The 14,131-nt window shown below is 63.5% G+C and carries 15 protein-coding genes and 1 tRNA gene; 9 read left to right on the forward strand and 7 right to left on the reverse strand.

The window, feature by feature from the left end; genetic code table 11:
* Nucleotides 1-91 precede the first annotated feature (91 nt).
* A complete protein-coding gene (locus tag CK219_RS10310) occupies nucleotides 92-1,039 on the forward strand; it encodes a LysR family transcriptional regulator (RefSeq protein ID WP_095766737.1) in 948 nt (315 codons plus the stop codon).
* Here the strand turns inward: CK219_RS10310 and CK219_RS10315 are convergent.
* A complete protein-coding gene (locus tag CK219_RS10315; protein ID WP_095766635.1) occupies nucleotides 981-1,607 on the reverse strand; it encodes a TetR/AcrR family transcriptional regulator in 627 nt (208 codons plus the stop codon). The two genes, CK219_RS10310 and CK219_RS10315, sit on opposite strands and share 59 nt — an antisense overlap.
* Before the next feature lie 66 nt (nucleotides 1,608-1,673).
* Here CK219_RS10315 and CK219_RS10320 point away from each other — a divergent pair, with 66 nt between their 5' ends.
* Entirely contained in the window at nucleotides 1,674-2,099 is a 426-nt protein-coding gene (locus CK219_RS10320) for a VOC family protein (RefSeq protein WP_095766636.1), read from the forward strand.
* Nucleotides 2,100-2,114: 15 nt separating this feature from the next.
* Here CK219_RS10320 and CK219_RS10325 read toward each other — a convergent pair whose 3' ends face one another.
* A complete protein-coding gene (locus tag CK219_RS10325) occupies nucleotides 2,115-3,062 on the reverse strand; it encodes a trypsin-like peptidase domain-containing protein (RefSeq protein ID WP_095766637.1) in 948 nt (315 codons plus the stop codon).
* A 160-nt stretch (nucleotides 3,063-3,222) separates the two neighbouring features.
* Here CK219_RS10325 and CK219_RS10330 point away from each other — a divergent pair, with 160 nt between their 5' ends.
* The 3 genes from CK219_RS10330 (at nucleotide 3,223) to CK219_RS10340 (ending at nucleotide 5,723) form a co-directional block, all read left to right on the forward strand.
* Nucleotides 3,223-4,098, forward strand: coding sequence for a S1C family serine protease (locus tag CK219_RS10330; protein ID WP_095766638.1), 876 nt, complete (start codon nucleotides 3,223-3,225; stop codon nucleotides 4,096-4,098).
* Between the two features lie 8 nt (nucleotides 4,099-4,106).
* A complete protein-coding gene (locus CK219_RS10335) occupies nucleotides 4,107-4,751 on the forward strand; it encodes a helix-turn-helix transcriptional regulator (RefSeq protein ID WP_095766639.1) in 645 nt (214 codons plus the stop codon).
* Between the two features lie 105 nt (nucleotides 4,752-4,856).
* A complete protein-coding gene (locus tag CK219_RS10340) occupies nucleotides 4,857-5,723 on the forward strand; it encodes an NAD(P)-dependent oxidoreductase (RefSeq protein WP_095766640.1) in 867 nt (288 codons plus the stop codon).
* Here the strand turns inward: CK219_RS10340 and CK219_RS10345 are convergent.
* Nucleotides 5,717-6,256 carry a TIGR00645 family protein gene (locus CK219_RS10345; protein WP_095766641.1) on the reverse strand — a complete coding sequence of 180 codons (540 nt, stop codon included), beginning with the start codon at nucleotides 6,254-6,256 and terminating at the stop codon, nucleotides 5,717-5,719. The genes CK219_RS10340 and CK219_RS10345 overlap by 7 nt on opposite strands.
* 420 nt (nucleotides 6,257-6,676) lie before the next feature.
* Nucleotides 6,677-7,843 (reverse strand): OmpA family protein, encoded by a 1,167-nt coding sequence (locus tag CK219_RS32095; protein ID WP_245340434.1) that lies wholly within the window; start codon nucleotides 7,841-7,843, stop codon nucleotides 6,677-6,679.
* Between CK219_RS32095 and CK219_RS32100 the strand changes: the two genes are divergently transcribed.
* From CK219_RS32100 to CK219_RS10365, 3 genes are all read left to right on the forward strand, one after another.
* Nucleotides 7,778-9,157, forward strand: coding sequence for a hypothetical protein (locus tag CK219_RS32100; protein WP_245340435.1), 1,380 nt, complete (start codon nucleotides 7,778-7,780; stop codon nucleotides 9,155-9,157). The genes CK219_RS32095 and CK219_RS32100 overlap by 66 nt on opposite strands.
* A gap of 178 nt (nucleotides 9,158-9,335) precedes the next feature.
* Nucleotides 9,336-9,782: a YcgN family cysteine cluster protein gene (locus CK219_RS10355; RefSeq protein ID WP_095766643.1), complete on the forward strand. Its 447-nt coding sequence runs from the start codon at nucleotides 9,336-9,338 to the stop codon at nucleotides 9,780-9,782.
* A gap of 323 nt (nucleotides 9,783-10,105) precedes the next feature.
* Nucleotides 10,106-10,459: a hypothetical protein gene (locus tag CK219_RS10365; protein ID WP_095766645.1), complete on the forward strand. Its 354-nt coding sequence runs from the start codon at nucleotides 10,106-10,108 to the stop codon at nucleotides 10,457-10,459.
* A 295-nt stretch (nucleotides 10,460-10,754) separates the two neighbouring features.
* On the opposite strand, the gene CK219_RS10370 is transcribed toward CK219_RS10365, so the two are convergent.
* Nucleotides 10,755-11,465 (reverse strand): SIMPL domain-containing protein, encoded by a 711-nt coding sequence (locus CK219_RS10370; protein ID WP_095766646.1) that lies wholly within the window; start codon nucleotides 11,463-11,465, stop codon nucleotides 10,755-10,757.
* 222 nt (nucleotides 11,466-11,687) lie between these two features.
* Here CK219_RS10370 and CK219_RS10375 point away from each other — a divergent pair.
* Nucleotides 11,688-11,763: transfer RNA gene (locus CK219_RS10375), tRNA-Ile, on the forward strand.
* Between the two features lie 201 nt (nucleotides 11,764-11,964).
* Here CK219_RS10375 and CK219_RS10380 read toward each other — a convergent pair.
* A complete protein-coding gene (locus CK219_RS10380; protein ID WP_095766647.1) occupies nucleotides 11,965-13,659 on the reverse strand; it encodes a recombinase family protein in 1,695 nt (564 codons plus the stop codon).
* Nucleotides 13,656-14,129 carry a DUF2924 domain-containing protein gene (locus CK219_RS10385; RefSeq protein ID WP_095766648.1) on the reverse strand — a complete coding sequence of 158 codons (474 nt, stop codon included), beginning with the start codon at nucleotides 14,127-14,129 and terminating at the stop codon, nucleotides 13,656-13,658. The genes CK219_RS10380 and CK219_RS10385 overlap by 4 nt, the downstream gene beginning before the upstream one ends.
* Between the last annotated feature and the right edge of the window lie 2 nt (nucleotides 14,130-14,131).

Here is a 14,131-nt window from a genome sequence, read left to right on the forward strand (position 1 = left end):
ATTGAAACTTCCCCGCCAATATGGGATTGCTGCCTCATCAGGATAATGGGTATAATATGCATACAATCCATCAACAAAATGGATGGGAAGCATGCAGCCGAACCCGACATTGGATCAGCTCCAAATTCTAGTGGCGGTGGCCGACACCGGCAGCTTCTCTGCCGCGGGCCGCAAGCTCAACCGGGCGCAGTCGGTGGTAAGCTACGGCATCGCCAATCTCGAAGCGCAGCTCGGACTGAAATTGTTCGAACGCGAAGGCGTGCGCGAGCCGCAACTGACCGACGTCGGCAAGGCGATGCTGGAAGATGCGCGGCGCATGATCGGCGTGCTGCAGCGCATCCGTTCGCGTGCCGACGGCTACCGGCAAGGGCTGGAAGCGGAAGTGGCGATATCGGTCGACGTGGCGCTGCCCTCACCGGCGCTGGTGCGCGTGCTCAAAGCCTTCGAGGCGCAATTCCCGGCGGTCATGCTGCGGCTTTATATCGGATCGCTCGGCCTCATTGTCGACCAGGTGGTCAACGGCCAGGCGGATCTCGGCTTCGGCGGTCTGCAAGGCGATGCCGATGTCAATCTGCTGCGCGTCGGCTTCATCTCGCTGGTGCCGGCTGCCGCACCCGATCATCCGCTGGCGAAACTGCCGAAGCCGGTCGGGATCGAGGATCTGCGCGAGCACATCCAGCTTGTCGTCACCGACCAGTCGGAGCGGACGCGCGGCCGCGACTATGGCGTGTTTGCCTATCGCACTTGGCGGCTTACGGACCTGCGCACCAAGCACGCGCTGATGCGCGAGGGACTTGGCTGGGGCGGCCTGCCGCGCTGGCTGATCGCCGACGACCTAGCCAGCGGACGGCTGGTCGAGCTCGATCTCGAGCCTTACCGCGAAGTCCGTTCGCCGATGTACGCCATGCACCGCAACGACCGCAGCCCCAAGCCGGCGGCATCCTGGCTGATCGACGAGTTCAAGCGGCAACTCGGCTGCTTCACCGAGACGGAGCCGGGCGTTTGGACGGAGGAGGAGCCGGAGACAAGCCGTCCATGAGCGCGATCAGCACCGCGCGGTAATCCTCGCTGGACGCGCCGGCCTCGATGGCTAATGCGGCTCGATCGAAGGCGGCCGCCAGCAGGGCGGTCAACGCCTCGACCGGCAATCTGGTCATTGCTTGCGCGCGCATCGCCGCGACCAGGCCTTCGCGCAGCGAGCGGTTGCCGTGGCGGTTGTCGATCTCGTCCATGGCGGCGCGGCCGAGCACGGCCGGCCCGTCAAGCAGCAGAAGCCGCGTGCGGCCGGGCGCTCGCATTGCCTTGAGATAGGCGTCCGAGCCGGCGATCAGCGCGTCACGCGCGGACAGCGAAGGCGGCGAGGCATGGTCGATCTCGGCCGCAACGGCCGCCGCTTCCTGCTCGACGACTGCCGCGAACAGCGCCTGCTTGTCGGCGAAGTGATGGTAGAGCGCGCCGCGCGTCACGCCGGCCTCGGCGACGATCTCCGGCGTGCCGGTCTCGGCATAGGACTTTTCCGTAAACAGCTTTCGCGCCGCGCGGATCAGATCGGCGCGCGTCGCCTCGGTGCGGTCGCGATTGGAGCGGCGTTCGGACTCTTGTTGCATACATGCAGCCTGTATGTTATTCGCACTTACATACAGACTGTATGTTGGATGAGAGGAGAAGGAAAGATGAGGACGACAAGCTATTATCCGGTGCTGATGACGGATGATGTCGCAGGCACTGCGGATTTTTATGTCGAGCATTTCCGCTTCGAGCCGCTGTTTGCGAGCGACTGGTATGTGCATCTGCGCTCGAGCGAGGACAGGCGCGTCAACCTTGGCATCGTCCAGGGCAACCATGAGACGATCCCGCAAGAGGGGCGGGGGCGAACGTCGGGCCTGCTGATCAATTTCGAGGTCCGCGATCCCGACGCGGTCTATGAGCGGATTGTCGCCGCTGGCCTGCCGATCCTGCGCAGCTTGCGCGACGAGCCCTTCGGCCAGCGCCATTTCATCACCAGGGATCCCAACGGCGTGCTGATCGACGTCATCAAGCCGATCCCGCCAAGCGAGGAGTTCCTGGCGCAATATGCCGAGGGCGCAGCCGGGAGTTAGACCGGCGCGGCAATCTCAGCTCGTCCGCGCCACCGGCGTCACCGTCACCTGGCTGACGCCGGTGCGGCGCACGACCGTGCAGAGCGTCTCGCGGCCGATGCGCTCGGCGTCGAGCATGCGCACGAGGTCGTCGACGCCGGTGACCGGCCGTCCGTCGATAGCGGCGATGATGTCGCCTTCCTTCAGGCCGGCCTTGGCGGCGGGACCGTTCTTCTCGACGCTGCGCAGGCGCACCGCCGTGTTCGTGGTCACCTGCGACAAGAGTGCTGCCCGGCGCGGCAGGTTGGTCGTGTCGGCGGAAATGCCGATGAAGGCGCGACGCACGCGGCCGAAGCGGATGATTTCCGAGATGACGAAATTGGCGGTATTGGAGGCGACCGCGAAGGCGATGCCTTGCGCGCCGTGGATCATGGCGGTGTTGACGCCGATCACCTCGCCCGCCGACGATACCAGCGGTCCGCCCGAATTGCCGGGATTGAGCGCGGCATCGGTCTGGATGACGTCGTCGATCAGCCGGCCGGTCGAGGCGCGCATCGAGCGGCCGAGCGCAGAGACGACGCCGGCGGTGACGGTCCATTCGAAACCGAGCGGATTGCCGATCGCAATTGCGATCTGGCCGCGGCGCAGGCGCTTGGAATCGCCGAGCGGCGCAATGTCGGCGAAGCTGCCGTCGGCGCGCACGAGCGCGATGTCGGTGTCGGGATCGCGGCCAAGCACATGACCTTCGCGCGAAGCACCGTCCGGCATGGTCACCCGCACGGCGCGCGCGTCGCCGACGACATGGAAGTTGGTGACAACCAGCCCGTCCTGCGCGATGACGAAGCCGGAGCCGTGGCCGCCGGCGCCGATGCGCTCGATGCGGCACACGGCCGGTCCAATGCGGTCGACGGCGTCGGCAACGGATGCCGAATAGGCGTCGAGCAAGGTGTCGTCGGATGGAAGTTTTTCGGCTGCGAAAGCCATCGGCGTGTTCCCTCGTAGAATGATGACTATATGTGCGGAGCAGCCGCAATTGCCGCGACCTGACCAGATGGCCAGTCCGGCCGGCGACTAGCCGTCAGGCGAGTACCCGCGGCGGTGTTACCGAGCGATATCTGGGTCACCGAACCCAGGAGACAGTCTTATGAGCGACTTCAACCTCAGTGCCTTTTCCGACGCGATCGCCGATGTCGCGGCCACCGCCGCCCCCGCGCTGGCGAGTTTCGTCACGCACCATCACCGCACCGCGAGCGCCTTCCATTGGCGCGACGACTATTTCGTCACCGCCGAGGAAGCGGTCGAAGCCGGCGAGGAGATCGAATTGACGCTGGCTTCCGGCGAAACCGTCAAGACCGAGCTCGTCGGACGCGATCCTTCGACGGGCGTTGCCCTGTTGAAGCCTGCTTCCGGCGCTGCCGGGTTGCCGCAACTGGCTCAGGCCGGCGCCGTGCGGCCCGGCCATATCGCGATTGCGGTCGGCAACAGCGACGGCGCCGCGCTTGCGGTGCTCGGCACGGTCGGCGAGGTCGGGCCGGCCTGGCGCTCGATGCGCGGCGGCACGATCGACCGGCGCATCAACCTTGCCATCAACACCGGCGGGCGCTTCGAGGGCGGGCCGGTGCTCGACGCCAAGGGCGGCGTGATCGGCATGCTCTTGTTCGGGCCGCGCCGGCGGGCGCTGGTGATGCCCTATGAGACGATCGAGCGCGCGGTGGCGACGCTGCGCGAGAAGGGTCATGTCGCGCGCGGCTATCTCGGCGCTGGGCTGCATCCGATCCGCAATGGCGACACGAAAGGCGCCATGGTGATGAGCCTCGACGATAACGGCCCGGCCAAGGCCGCCGGCCTGCATGTCGGCGACATCATCGTCGCCTGGAACGGCGAGGCGGTGCATGGTCCGCGCGAGCTTATCCGCAAGCTCGGGCCGGACAGCGCCGGCACCACCGTCACGCTCGGTGTTTCAAGCGGCGGCGCTGAGCGCGATGTCTCGATCACCATCGGCGAGAAGCCGCTGAGCTGAGAGGGTCTATGGCAAACAGCGCAGCACAAGCAGTCGCGAGACCGGAGCCGGCAATTCACCGGCTGACGGTGCTGGTCGCGCTCGCCGATGCCCAGCGCGCCGAGCAACTTGCCGATGCGCTGGCCGCGAGCGACGATCTGGCACCGGCCTTGGCTGGAAGCGGCGTCGGCCAAATGGCGGATGTCGCCATCGCCGATGAGGCCGGCCTGGAAGGCTGGGTCGTCAGTTCGGCCACCCCAATCGTCCTGCTTTCGCGGCGTGCGGGCAGCGAGCAGGTGGCAGACAATGTGCTGGCCGTGCTGCCTGCCTCCGCAGATGGCCTGCTGATCGCCGCCGCAGCGCGGTTGGCGGCCTCAGGCTACCGCGTCGGCAGGGCGGCGCCGTCGGAGGCGCATGGCGATTTCCACGATGACGAGCCTGCCGAGGAAGAGACGCCTGACGACAACCAGCCTCGCCCGGCTTTGTCGCCCCGCGAGGCTGAGGTGCTGGCTCTGCTGGCCGAAGGCGCGCCGAACAAGGTCATCGCCCGGCGGCTCAACATTTCCGTCCACACGGCGAAGTTCCATGTCGCCGCCATCCTGATCAAGCTCGGCGCCGCCAACCGCACCGACGCGATTGCGATCGCGATGCGGCAGGGGCTGGTATTGGTCTGACCCTGTCCGCACGACGTTGCGTAATCTCGGCCCGTCCCCTTCGGCTCTTGCGCCAAGTGTGTCGCCCGCGCAAGTTGCCTTCCCAATTGAAGAGGGAGGCAAAAAATGTCGCTCAACGGAAAGACGCTGTTCATCTCGGGCGGATCGCGCGGCATCGGGTTGGCGATCGCGCTGCGCGCGGCGCGCGACGGCGCCAATGTGACGATCGCGGCCAAGACCGCCGAGCCGCATCCGAAGCTGCCGGGCACCATCTACACGGCAGCCGAAGAGATCGAGCAGGCCGGCGGCAAGGCGCTGCCGGTGCTTTGCGACATTCGCGACGAGGCGCAGGTCGCCGATGCGGTGGCAAGAACCGTCGAGCGGTTCGGCGGCATCGATATCTGCGTCAACAATGCCAGCGCCATCCAGCTCACCGGCACACTGGAGACCGACATGAAGCGCTACGATCTGATGCACCAGATCAATACGCGCGGCACCTTCCTCGTCTCCAAAATGTGCATTCCCCACCTTAAGTTGGCAAAGAATCCTCACATCCTGAATCTGGCGCCGCCGCTCGACATGAAGGCCAAGTGGTTCAAGAACCATGTCGCCTACACAATGGCCAAGTTCGGCATGTCGATGTGCACGCTGGGCATGAGCGCCGAATTCGCCAAGGACGGTATCGCGGTCAATTCGCTATGGCCGATCTCCACCATCGATACCGCGGCCGTGCGCAATCTTCTGGGCGGTGCAACAGTGGCCGCGATGAGCCGCTCACCCGACATCATGGCCGACGCGGCGCATGCGATCTTCATGCGCCCGTCGCGCGAGGCGACCGGCAATTTCTACATCGACGAAGAGGTGCTGCGCGCCGAAGGCGTGACGGACTTTTCGATCTATGCGCCAGGCGCGGCCGATCAGCTGGCGGGCGACTTCTTCGTTCCCGACGAGGTGTTCGCGAACTCGCAGACGAAGGTAAAAAGGATCTACTGACGGACCGGGTCCGCCTCAATCCTCTCGGCCTTCTTGCCCTTGGCGAGCGCCATGACGCGGTCGATATAGGCCAGCATCAGCGCCGAGACGACGAAGGCGAGGTGGATGATGGTCAGCCACATCAGCTGGTCGGTCGTGTAGGACACCGAATTCAGGAACACCTGCAAAAGGTGGATGGAGGAGATGGCGACGATGGTCGAGGCGACCTTGACCTTCAGCGAGCCGACATCGATCGTTCCCAGCCAATGGACCTCGCCATCCTGCTCGTCGAAGCGGCTGACGAAATTCTCGTAGCCCGAGATGATGACCATCACCACCAGCGAGGCGACAAGCGCCGCGTCGATCAGGCCGAGCATCTTCAGGATCGTGTCGGTGTCGCCGAGCATGAAGGCGCTCATGACGAACTCATAGAGCTTCTTGCCGAAGGAGAGCGCGTAGATCGCCAGCGCCACGCCGAGCCCGAGATAGAAGGCGACCAGCAGCCAGCGCGAGGCGAGGATGACGGATTCGATGGCGAGTTCGAGACGCTTCATGAAGGCTCCGGTCAATTGCGATAGAGCGTTTCACCGTTTCACGGAAAGGCGAACCGCTATATCTTTTGTTTTGACGCAAGTCCGGACGGAAGGCTACGGCGAAGGCGCCGAGCCTAACCGCTCACACTGTTCCTGGAATTGCTCTGGACGTATTTCGGCCAGGTGACACAGGTTTTCAAGGCAAAAAACCCCGCCGGGGAGGGGGCCCGGCGGGGCTCAACGTGTCCCGCTGGAGTCGGGACAGGGCAGGGAACGCCCTATCTGGAATCTGGGTGCCGCAATGCGGCGATTCAATGAGCAGGCCGGGCCAGGCAGGACAATTCTTTTTGAGCCGGTAAGGAAAAAAGGCCCGTCCGAAGCGGACGGGCCCGTCTTGCGCGCTGATTCTGCAGATCCGGGCAGGATCTTGAAATCAAACGCTCATTGTTGCTCGCTGTTGCTCGCCACCGGCGCCACCAGCGAGGTGATGCGGCGGATGGCGACACGCCGGTTCTCGCGGTTCGGACCGGGCGTGTTCACCTTGAGATACTCCTCGCCATAGCCCTGCGTGGTGAGGTTCTCGGCCGGGATGCCAAAGGCGTTGGTGAGCGCCTCGGCCACCGCCTCGGCGCGCCGGTCCGACAGAGCGAGGTTTGCGTCCGGCGTGCCGACGGCGTCGGTATGGCCCTCGATCAGGAAGGTTTCCGCCGGGTTCTTCTTGAGCAGTTTTTCCATGGCGGTGGCGACGCCTTCGAGCTTTTGCACTTCGGTGTCGGAGAGCGTCGCCGAGCCGAAATCGAAGTTCAGCGTGTCGAGGTCGATACGCCTGGCGATGTCGCGCACGCGGGCCGAGCGCTTGACCTCGTCAATCGAGTAGAGACGCTGCACCCTTTCCACAGGTGGCTGCTCGAGGAAGGTATAATATTCGTCCGGATCCTCGACTTCCTCCGAATCCAGGATGTAGTCCCGGCGCGGGATGTCGAGCCGCATCGGTGGCAGGTCGTCGCCGGGATCGCGCCACTCGTCGACGTCGTTATAGTAGCGCTCGTCGACATAGCTCAGCACGTATTCGCGGCCATCCGATGTAACGCGCGATCGCCGGATGACGTCGCCATTACGGTTGCGGATGGTGATGATCCTGACGCCGTTGTCGCGCTCCACGATTTCGCGGGTGCGGCCGCCCGAAAGATCCTCGTAGTAAACATCCCTGGCGCCGCGGGTGATGCGAGGAGCTTCGTTGCTTTCCACGAATGTCTGGTTGTTGAACTGAAGGATCACCCGGTCGCCGAACTGCTTCACCACGTCGGCACCCTGCGGCCGGCGGCGCTCACGGACAACCTGCTCGGGCGTAAGCTCGATCCGCTTGCCTTTCTCCTGGTCCACTGGGACGATCTTTTCGGGCTTGATCGCCTGCTGCGCCGACTTGTCGTCGGTGGGCGGCGGCCCCTGATCGACCGGAGCCGGCCTCTGCGCCTGCTCGCCACCTTGCTGCTGTCCGGCCTGATTGGCGTTCTGGCCGTTGCCGGCCTGGCCATTTTCGATTTGAGCGCCACCGGTCTGGGCCGCGCCGTTCTGGCCGTTGTCGTTGCGGCCCCGGTGCTTGCGCATGGCATCTTTCTGGCTGTCCAGGACGGGCGCCTCGTTCGGATTGGCGGTTTCGCCCTGCGCGGCGTTGCCATTGGCAGGCTGGTTGTTGTTCGCCGGCTGATTGCCATTGGCCGGCTGCTCGCCGGTTGCGGGTTGCTGCTCGCCGGTGAGGGGCTTGCGGCCGGTCTTTGTCTGCTCTCCGGTCTGTGGCTGTTCGCCGGTCGCGGGTTGTTCACCTGTCGCGGGCTGTTCACCCGTCGCCGGCTGTTCCGCGTTCGGCTTCTTGCCGCGCTTCTTGTTGCCCTGGGCCTGTTCGCCCTGGGCTGGCTGCTCGCCATTCTGCAGCGGCTGGGCCTGCTGCACGGGCTCACCGGCCGGCGCCCGCTTCTTGGCCGGCTCGTTGGTCTGCGTCTGCTCGGCCGGGGCGGTCTCACCCTGCTGGTTCTGCTTAAGCTTCTTCCTGAGCTGATTGCCGCCTTGCTGGTTGTCGTTGGCGGGAGCGGTCTGTTCGGTCGGGGCAACCTGCTCGCCGGCTTGGCCGGCGGGCGCCCCCTCAGTCTGCTGCTGATCGTGCTTGCGCTTCTTGCGGCCCTGGTTCCCTTGCTGCTGGTCGCCGGCGGCAGGCGCGACCTGTTCCGCGGGCTGCTGGTCGGCTGGCGCCGCTTCGATCTGCTGCTGGTTGCGCTTCTTCTTGCGCGGCTGCTGCTCCTCGGCCGCGGGCTGGCCGCCCTGGTCGGCGGGTGCAGCCTCGATCTGCTGCTGCTGGTCACGCTTCTTGCGCGGCTTGAATTGCTGCTCGTCGGCCGCCGGCTGGCCGCCCTGGTCGGCGGGTGCTGCCTGGATCTGCTGCTGTTGATCGCGCTTCTTGCGCGGCTTGAATTGTTGCTCGTCGGCCGCAGGCTGGCCGCCCTGGTCGGCGGGTGCCGCCTCGATTTGCTGCTGTTGGTCGCGCTTCTTGCGTGGCTTGAACTGCTGCTCGGCCGGTGCAGCTTCCCCGGACTGGGCGCCCTCCGTCTGCTGCTGCTCGTGCCGCTTCTTGCGCGGCTGTTGCTCGGATTCGGCGGGCGCGGCCTGTTCGGCCGGCACCGATTCGCTTTGCTGCTGCTGCTCGCGCTTCTTTCTACGCGGCTGTTCGGCTCCGCCTTGCGCGCATTCTTCGGCCGACTGGCCTTCGGCGCAGGCGGCCTGAGCCAGCACGAGCGGCGCTCCGTGCAGGCCGCCGGAAGCGACACCCCCCTGCAGCGGGTACGCGCCCAACGGCGCGGATGCCATAAGCAGGCCGATTGCCGTGCCCGCCAGAATCCGTGGTTGGCGTTTCATATCGATTTCTCCTAATGGGGTCCCATCCCTGCCCAAACTTTCATCAACCATAATTGGTTCCGTCAGGCATTGGCGCCAACCAAGGATGCCTGGCCGGCCTTTTGAAGGCAATTTCGTGTTTTTCTAATGTTGATACTGGGTCGCCGCCACACAGCGCTTGACCGGAAGACCGCGGAGGGCCAAATCCAGCCAAATGACCGCGCCATTCTGGAAAACCAAGACGCTTGAGGCGATGACCCCGGCCGAATGGGAATCGCTTTGCGACGGCTGCGGCAAATGCTGCCTGTCCAAGCTCGAGGATGAGGATACGGGCGAGATCTTCTGGACAAGCGTGGGCTGCAGGCTGTTCGACGCCGAGAACTGCCGCTGCTCCGACTATGCAAACCGCCTGGCGCGGGTGCCCGATTGCGTCGGCCTGACGCCACAGAATGTGCGCACCATCACCTGGCTGCCAAAAACCTGTGCCTACCGGCTTATTGCCGAGGGCCATGATCTCTACTGGTGGCACAGACTTGTTTCGGGAAGCGCTGAGACCGTGCACGAGGCCGGCATCTCGATCCGGGGTCGGGTGAAGGCCAAGGAAACCGATCTGGCCGACCCGGACGATTATTTTGATTATATATTGGACGACGAACCTTAGCAGTTCGTGTCTGGACGACGAACCCTGACGGGTTCGCGTCTAGATGACGAACGCTGACGAGGCGCTTTTGACGAGGAACGACGAAACCTGCGGGTTCGCGTTTAGAAACCTGAGGGGCCTCGCTTTTACGCACTTACGAGCGACGAACCCTGGCGGGTTCGCGCCTAAGGGGTTCGCGATTTTGGCACGAGCGACGAACCCTGGCGGGTTGGCGCTTATATGAACCGGACATGAATGGCCGGTTCGCGGAAGGTTCAGACGCAAAAGGGCATCTTCCAGTCATCGGTTCTACGGGCGACAGCCCACAATAAGGAGAGAAGACGATGTTCAACACGATCAGGACGGCAGCCCTTTCGGCCCTTGTCGGGCTTGGCACTTTGACCGCCATTCCGGCGCATGCGGACAGCCTCTATCTCGGTTTCGGGGACAGGCACGACCCGCGTTTCGGCATCTACACCGGCGACGATGACGGTTATCGCCGCGACTGGCGCCGCGACCGCGACTGGCGCGGCTGTTCGCCGGACCGCGCCCTCGACAAGGCCGAGCGCATGGGTCTGCACCGCGCCCGCATCGTCGACATCAGCCGCCGTACCGTGAAGGTGGCAGGTCGCCAGTATGGCGACCGTGTCGTGGTGGTGTTCGCCAACGAACGCGGCTGCCCGATCATCTACCGCTGAGGCTGAAAGGGCGATCCCGTTCGAGGATCGCTTATGCGGACGATCCTCTGCGAGGATCGCCTATGCGGACGATCCTCTGCGAGAATCGCCTATGAGTAGCTGAGCCCCTCAAGATGAGGCGCGGCTCGAAAACGCCCCGCAGGATGATCCTGCGGGGCGTTTTGCTAGAGCGTTTCACCGTTTCACGGAAACGGCGAACCGCTCTATCTCTTTGTTTTGACGCAATTCCGGACGGAAAACCGCTCACACTTTTCCTGGAATTGCCCTAACGGCATGTCCGCGGCTGGGCCGGATGTCACCTCAGCTCGAAGGTGACCGTGACCTGGACGTTGTAGGAATTCTCGCCGGCCTGCACGGGGACGGCCGAACGGGCCGCATCGAACGACTTGGCCGCCATCGGCATCGGCACCGGCGCGACATTCTGGTCGGCGATCTCGAGCACCTTGCCCAGACTGACGCCCGCCGCTTCGGCGAGGGTCTTTGCCTTGGCCATCGCGTCGGCGACGGCCTTCTTGCGCGCCTCGGTGATCGTGGCCTTCGGATTATCGTTGGTAAAAGCAATGCCGCCGCCCTGGTTGACGCCGAGCGACACCGCCTTGTCCAGAATCTCGCCGGTCTTGTCGACGTCGCGCACGCGCACCGACAGCGTGTTGGTCACCTGATAGGCGACGAGCTCGGCTTCCTGGCTGCCGTCGGCCTTGTTGGTGTAGTTGTAGCGCGGGTTGATCTGGATGCCGGCGGTCTGCAGGTCGCGTTCTGCAATGCCGGCGGATTTCATCGCCGCGATCACCGCCGCCATGGCGTCGTTGTTGGCGTCGAGCGCTTCGCGCGCGCTTTTGGCCTCGCGCATCACGCTGAGCGAAAGGATCGCCATGTCCGGCGCCACGGTCGCTTCGCCTTCGCCGGACACGATGATGCGTGGCGGAGGCTGGATGTCGGCGGCGCTCGCCAGCGCCGGGAACGCGACCGCGGCAGCGAGCGCGATGGGCAAAAGTTGTCTGGTCATGAAACTCCTCGAAGTCTGCGGTCCGCCCCCCCCCCGTGCCGCATCTGCCTCGACCCGCAAAGGGCGCCGATTCCTGCAGTGCGGTGCAAGGGCTGGACCTTTCTCGCGCCATATGGGCGCAGGCCGCTCTACGGCGCGAATATGGGCTGATTTTGGCGTTTTGCGCCAGAGCTTTCGAAAGCCTTGTGCGACGACAAGAAAAACACTAAGCCAGGCCGCGTGGGGCCTGTAGCTCAATGGTTAGAGCCGGCGGCTCATAACCGCTTGGTTGGGGGTTCGAGTCCCTCCGGGCCCACCATTCAGTCCGCCATTTTTGGCGTGCTTTCGACCGTCTCAGAATAGTGTCGACATTTCCGTAGGTTAGCGGCGCCTTCACGGCAAAGCTTGGCTGAGACGCCACCTTCTCGATCCAGAATGCCCTGAATTCTGGGCTTCGTCTCTGCGGGCCAATTTCCGTAGCCAACTGTTTCGAAAAGCGATGCTCGACTGATGGTCGGAATCAGAGGCCGAGCAGGGCAGATTGATCGGACCAAGCGAGGGGAAGGCCAGAGAGGCGCGACAGCCTGTGGGCCGTGAGTTCGATCGGCTGGTTGCCGGCGATGATCTTGGACACGATCTTCGGTGACAGAAACGCCATGGGCAGGAGCCTGCTGACCTCAGAAACAGTGGTCGCGTTCAAGCTAGCGATCTCGGTCAGGCTGCGGCCAGAGCCATCGGTGAGTTGATGGAGATAAAGCTGAGAGCGATGGACCACGTCGATCAAAGCAGCGTCCGGCTCAGGGCTGTTGGACGAGGTATCGCTTAGAACGATGCGCATCTCGGCGCCGCGTCGTTTGATGTCGAATGGGCATGTGATCAACAGGCTCTCGGCACCGCCATCGGTTGGCAATGCTCTATCGAGCAGATGCTCAGACAGTGCCCGGCAATTAAAGTCGATAGTCAGTGCTTTCTGGCTAAGTGCGATACAGCGAACAAGCTTCTGCAACAGCGATCGCTTAGCGCCAGCTGTCTCGGCGGTCCAAGCAAGCCGGACCTCAGCCGCGCGGGTCATCGCGTATTGGATCTCGCCGGGACCACCCCAACGCTGAATCAAATCAGCGATTTGACCGTGATCGTTGAGAATACGATTCAGTTGATGCTCAACGACTGATTCAACTGCATCGGCGGGAAGGCGCCATCCGTCGGAACTGCCGCGCCGCTGATCAACGAACTGTTTTGACACGTAGTAGCGATAGCGAACGCCACGCTTGTTGGCATGGACCGATCGAAGCTTCTCGCCGTGTTCGTCAAAGAGCAGCCCGGTGAGAAGATGATGTTGGGAGACGTTTGATTTGCTCCTGCGGCGCGGTGCTTGAGACGTCAAAAGCGCCTGCGTCGCATCGAACACCGGACCTGCAATGATCGGCTCGTGCTCGCCTTCGTGGATCTGCTCCTTGTGCCTGATCTTGCCGATGTAAATAAAGTTCGAGAGCAGGTGATAGAGGTTGCCTCGCCCGAACGGCATCGTGACCGCAACAGTCCCATCCTGGCGTTTGCGGGTCCGCGTCACGAGTCCATCGTGCGCGGCCTCATCAGCAAGGTCGCGCACGGACTTCAGAACAAGGTAGCGTTCGAAGAGATGTCGAACGATCTTGGCTTCAGCATCGTCGATGACTAGCTTGCGATGCTCAACGCGATAGCCGAGCGGCACGACGCCACCCATCCAAATGCCCTTTTTCTTCGAGGCCGCTATCTTGTCGCGGATTCGCTCCGCCGTAACCTCGCGCTCGAACTGTGCGAAGGACAGAAGCACGTTCAGCGTGAGCCTACCCATTGATGTGGTCGTGTTAAACTGCTGGGTCACGGAGACGAATGACACCGAGCTGGCATCGAAGATCTCGACGATCTTCGAGAAGTCCATCAGCGACCGCGTGAGGCGGTCGATCTTGTAAACGACCACGACATCCACCTTCTTATCGCGAATGTGCTGAAGCAGCCGTTGCAGGGCGGGCCGCTCCATCGTCCCGCCAGAGATGCCGCCGTCGTCATACTGATCAGGGACAAGCTTCCAGCCGAGCCCAATCTGCGAGGCGATGAACGCAACGCAGGCCTCACGCTGGGCATCGAGCGAGTTGAATTCCTGGTCGAGACCTTCCTCACTCGATTTGCGAGTGTAGACCGCACAGCGCAGGCGCGGTGTCGAGTTGCTGCTCATAGCCCGAAGAACCTCGGACCGGACCAATGCGCGCCGGTGATCTTGCGCGCGATCGAAGACAACGATGGATAGACCTTAGCCTCGAAAACGAAGCCATCCTCAATCACGTCGACGACGTGGGTCTTGCCGTTCCAGTTACGGACCAACCGTGCGCCTGGCAAAACTTGTTTGCGTTTGGGCGCGATCGTCACCTTGATGTCGTTGACGACGACGTTAGCTTGGCTGTCGCGGTCGGCGATCTTTTTCTCGACCTGGTCTATGGCGGACCTGAGCATGCGACGCGTCTCGGTGGAAAATCCACCGAGACGCTTTGCCTGAAGATGCCAGGCTGCCGCCCTGATCAGAAGCTCACGCCTGACACCCTTTGGTGGTGCGCACCTGTAGATTTTCTCCCATTGTGCTGCGAGTTCCTCGCGGGAGAGGCCGCCCAACTCGGCGACCTCTGCTTCGATGTCGAGCTTGGCGCGCATTA

Origin of the sequence: Mesorhizobium sp. WSM4313 (assembly GCF_002294725.1) — a bacterium.
Taxonomy (GTDB): Bacteria; Pseudomonadota; Alphaproteobacteria; order Rhizobiales; family Rhizobiaceae; genus Mesorhizobium.

Excerpts from the sequence above, each read along its gene's own strand:
- CK219_RS10380 (WP_095766647.1), bottom strand. The coding sequence starts at position 13,659 with ATGAGCAGCAACTCGACACCGCGCCTGCGCTGTGCGGTCTACACTCGC.
- CK219_RS10385 (WP_095766648.1), bottom strand. The coding sequence starts at position 14,129 with ATGCGCGCCAAGCTCGACATCGAAGCAGAGGTCGCCGAGTTGGGCGGC.
- CK219_RS10330 (WP_095766638.1), top strand. The coding sequence starts at position 3,223 with ATGAGCGACTTCAACCTCAGTGCCTTTTCCGACGCGATCGCCGATGTC.
- CK219_RS10370 (WP_095766646.1), bottom strand. The coding sequence starts at position 11,465 with ATGACCAGACAACTTTTGCCCATCGCGCTCGCTGCCGCGGTCGCGTTC.
- CK219_RS10365 (WP_095766645.1), top strand. The coding sequence starts at position 10,106 with ATGTTCAACACGATCAGGACGGCAGCCCTTTCGGCCCTTGTCGGGCTT.
- CK219_RS10325 (WP_095766637.1), bottom strand. The coding sequence starts at position 3,062 with ATGGCTTTCGCAGCCGAAAAACTTCCATCCGACGACACCTTGCTCGAC.
- CK219_RS32095 (WP_245340434.1), bottom strand. The coding sequence starts at position 7,843 with ATGCGCAAGCACCGGGGCCGCAACGACAACGGCCAGAACGGCGCGGCC.
- CK219_RS10315 (WP_095766635.1), bottom strand. The coding sequence starts at position 1,607 with ATGCAACAAGAGTCCGAACGCCGCTCCAATCGCGACCGCACCGAGGCG.
- CK219_RS10335 (WP_095766639.1), top strand. The coding sequence starts at position 4,107 with ATGGCAAACAGCGCAGCACAAGCAGTCGCGAGACCGGAGCCGGCAATT.
- CK219_RS10355 (WP_095766643.1), top strand. The coding sequence starts at position 9,336 with ATGACCGCGCCATTCTGGAAAACCAAGACGCTTGAGGCGATGACCCCG.
- CK219_RS10340 (WP_095766640.1), top strand. The coding sequence starts at position 4,857 with ATGTCGCTCAACGGAAAGACGCTGTTCATCTCGGGCGGATCGCGCGGC.
- CK219_RS10310 (WP_095766737.1), top strand. The coding sequence starts at position 92 with ATGCAGCCGAACCCGACATTGGATCAGCTCCAAATTCTAGTGGCGGTG.
- CK219_RS10345 (WP_095766641.1), bottom strand. The coding sequence starts at position 6,256 with ATGAAGCGTCTCGAACTCGCCATCGAATCCGTCATCCTCGCCTCGCGC.
- CK219_RS10320 (WP_095766636.1), top strand. The coding sequence starts at position 1,674 with ATGAGGACGACAAGCTATTATCCGGTGCTGATGACGGATGATGTCGCA.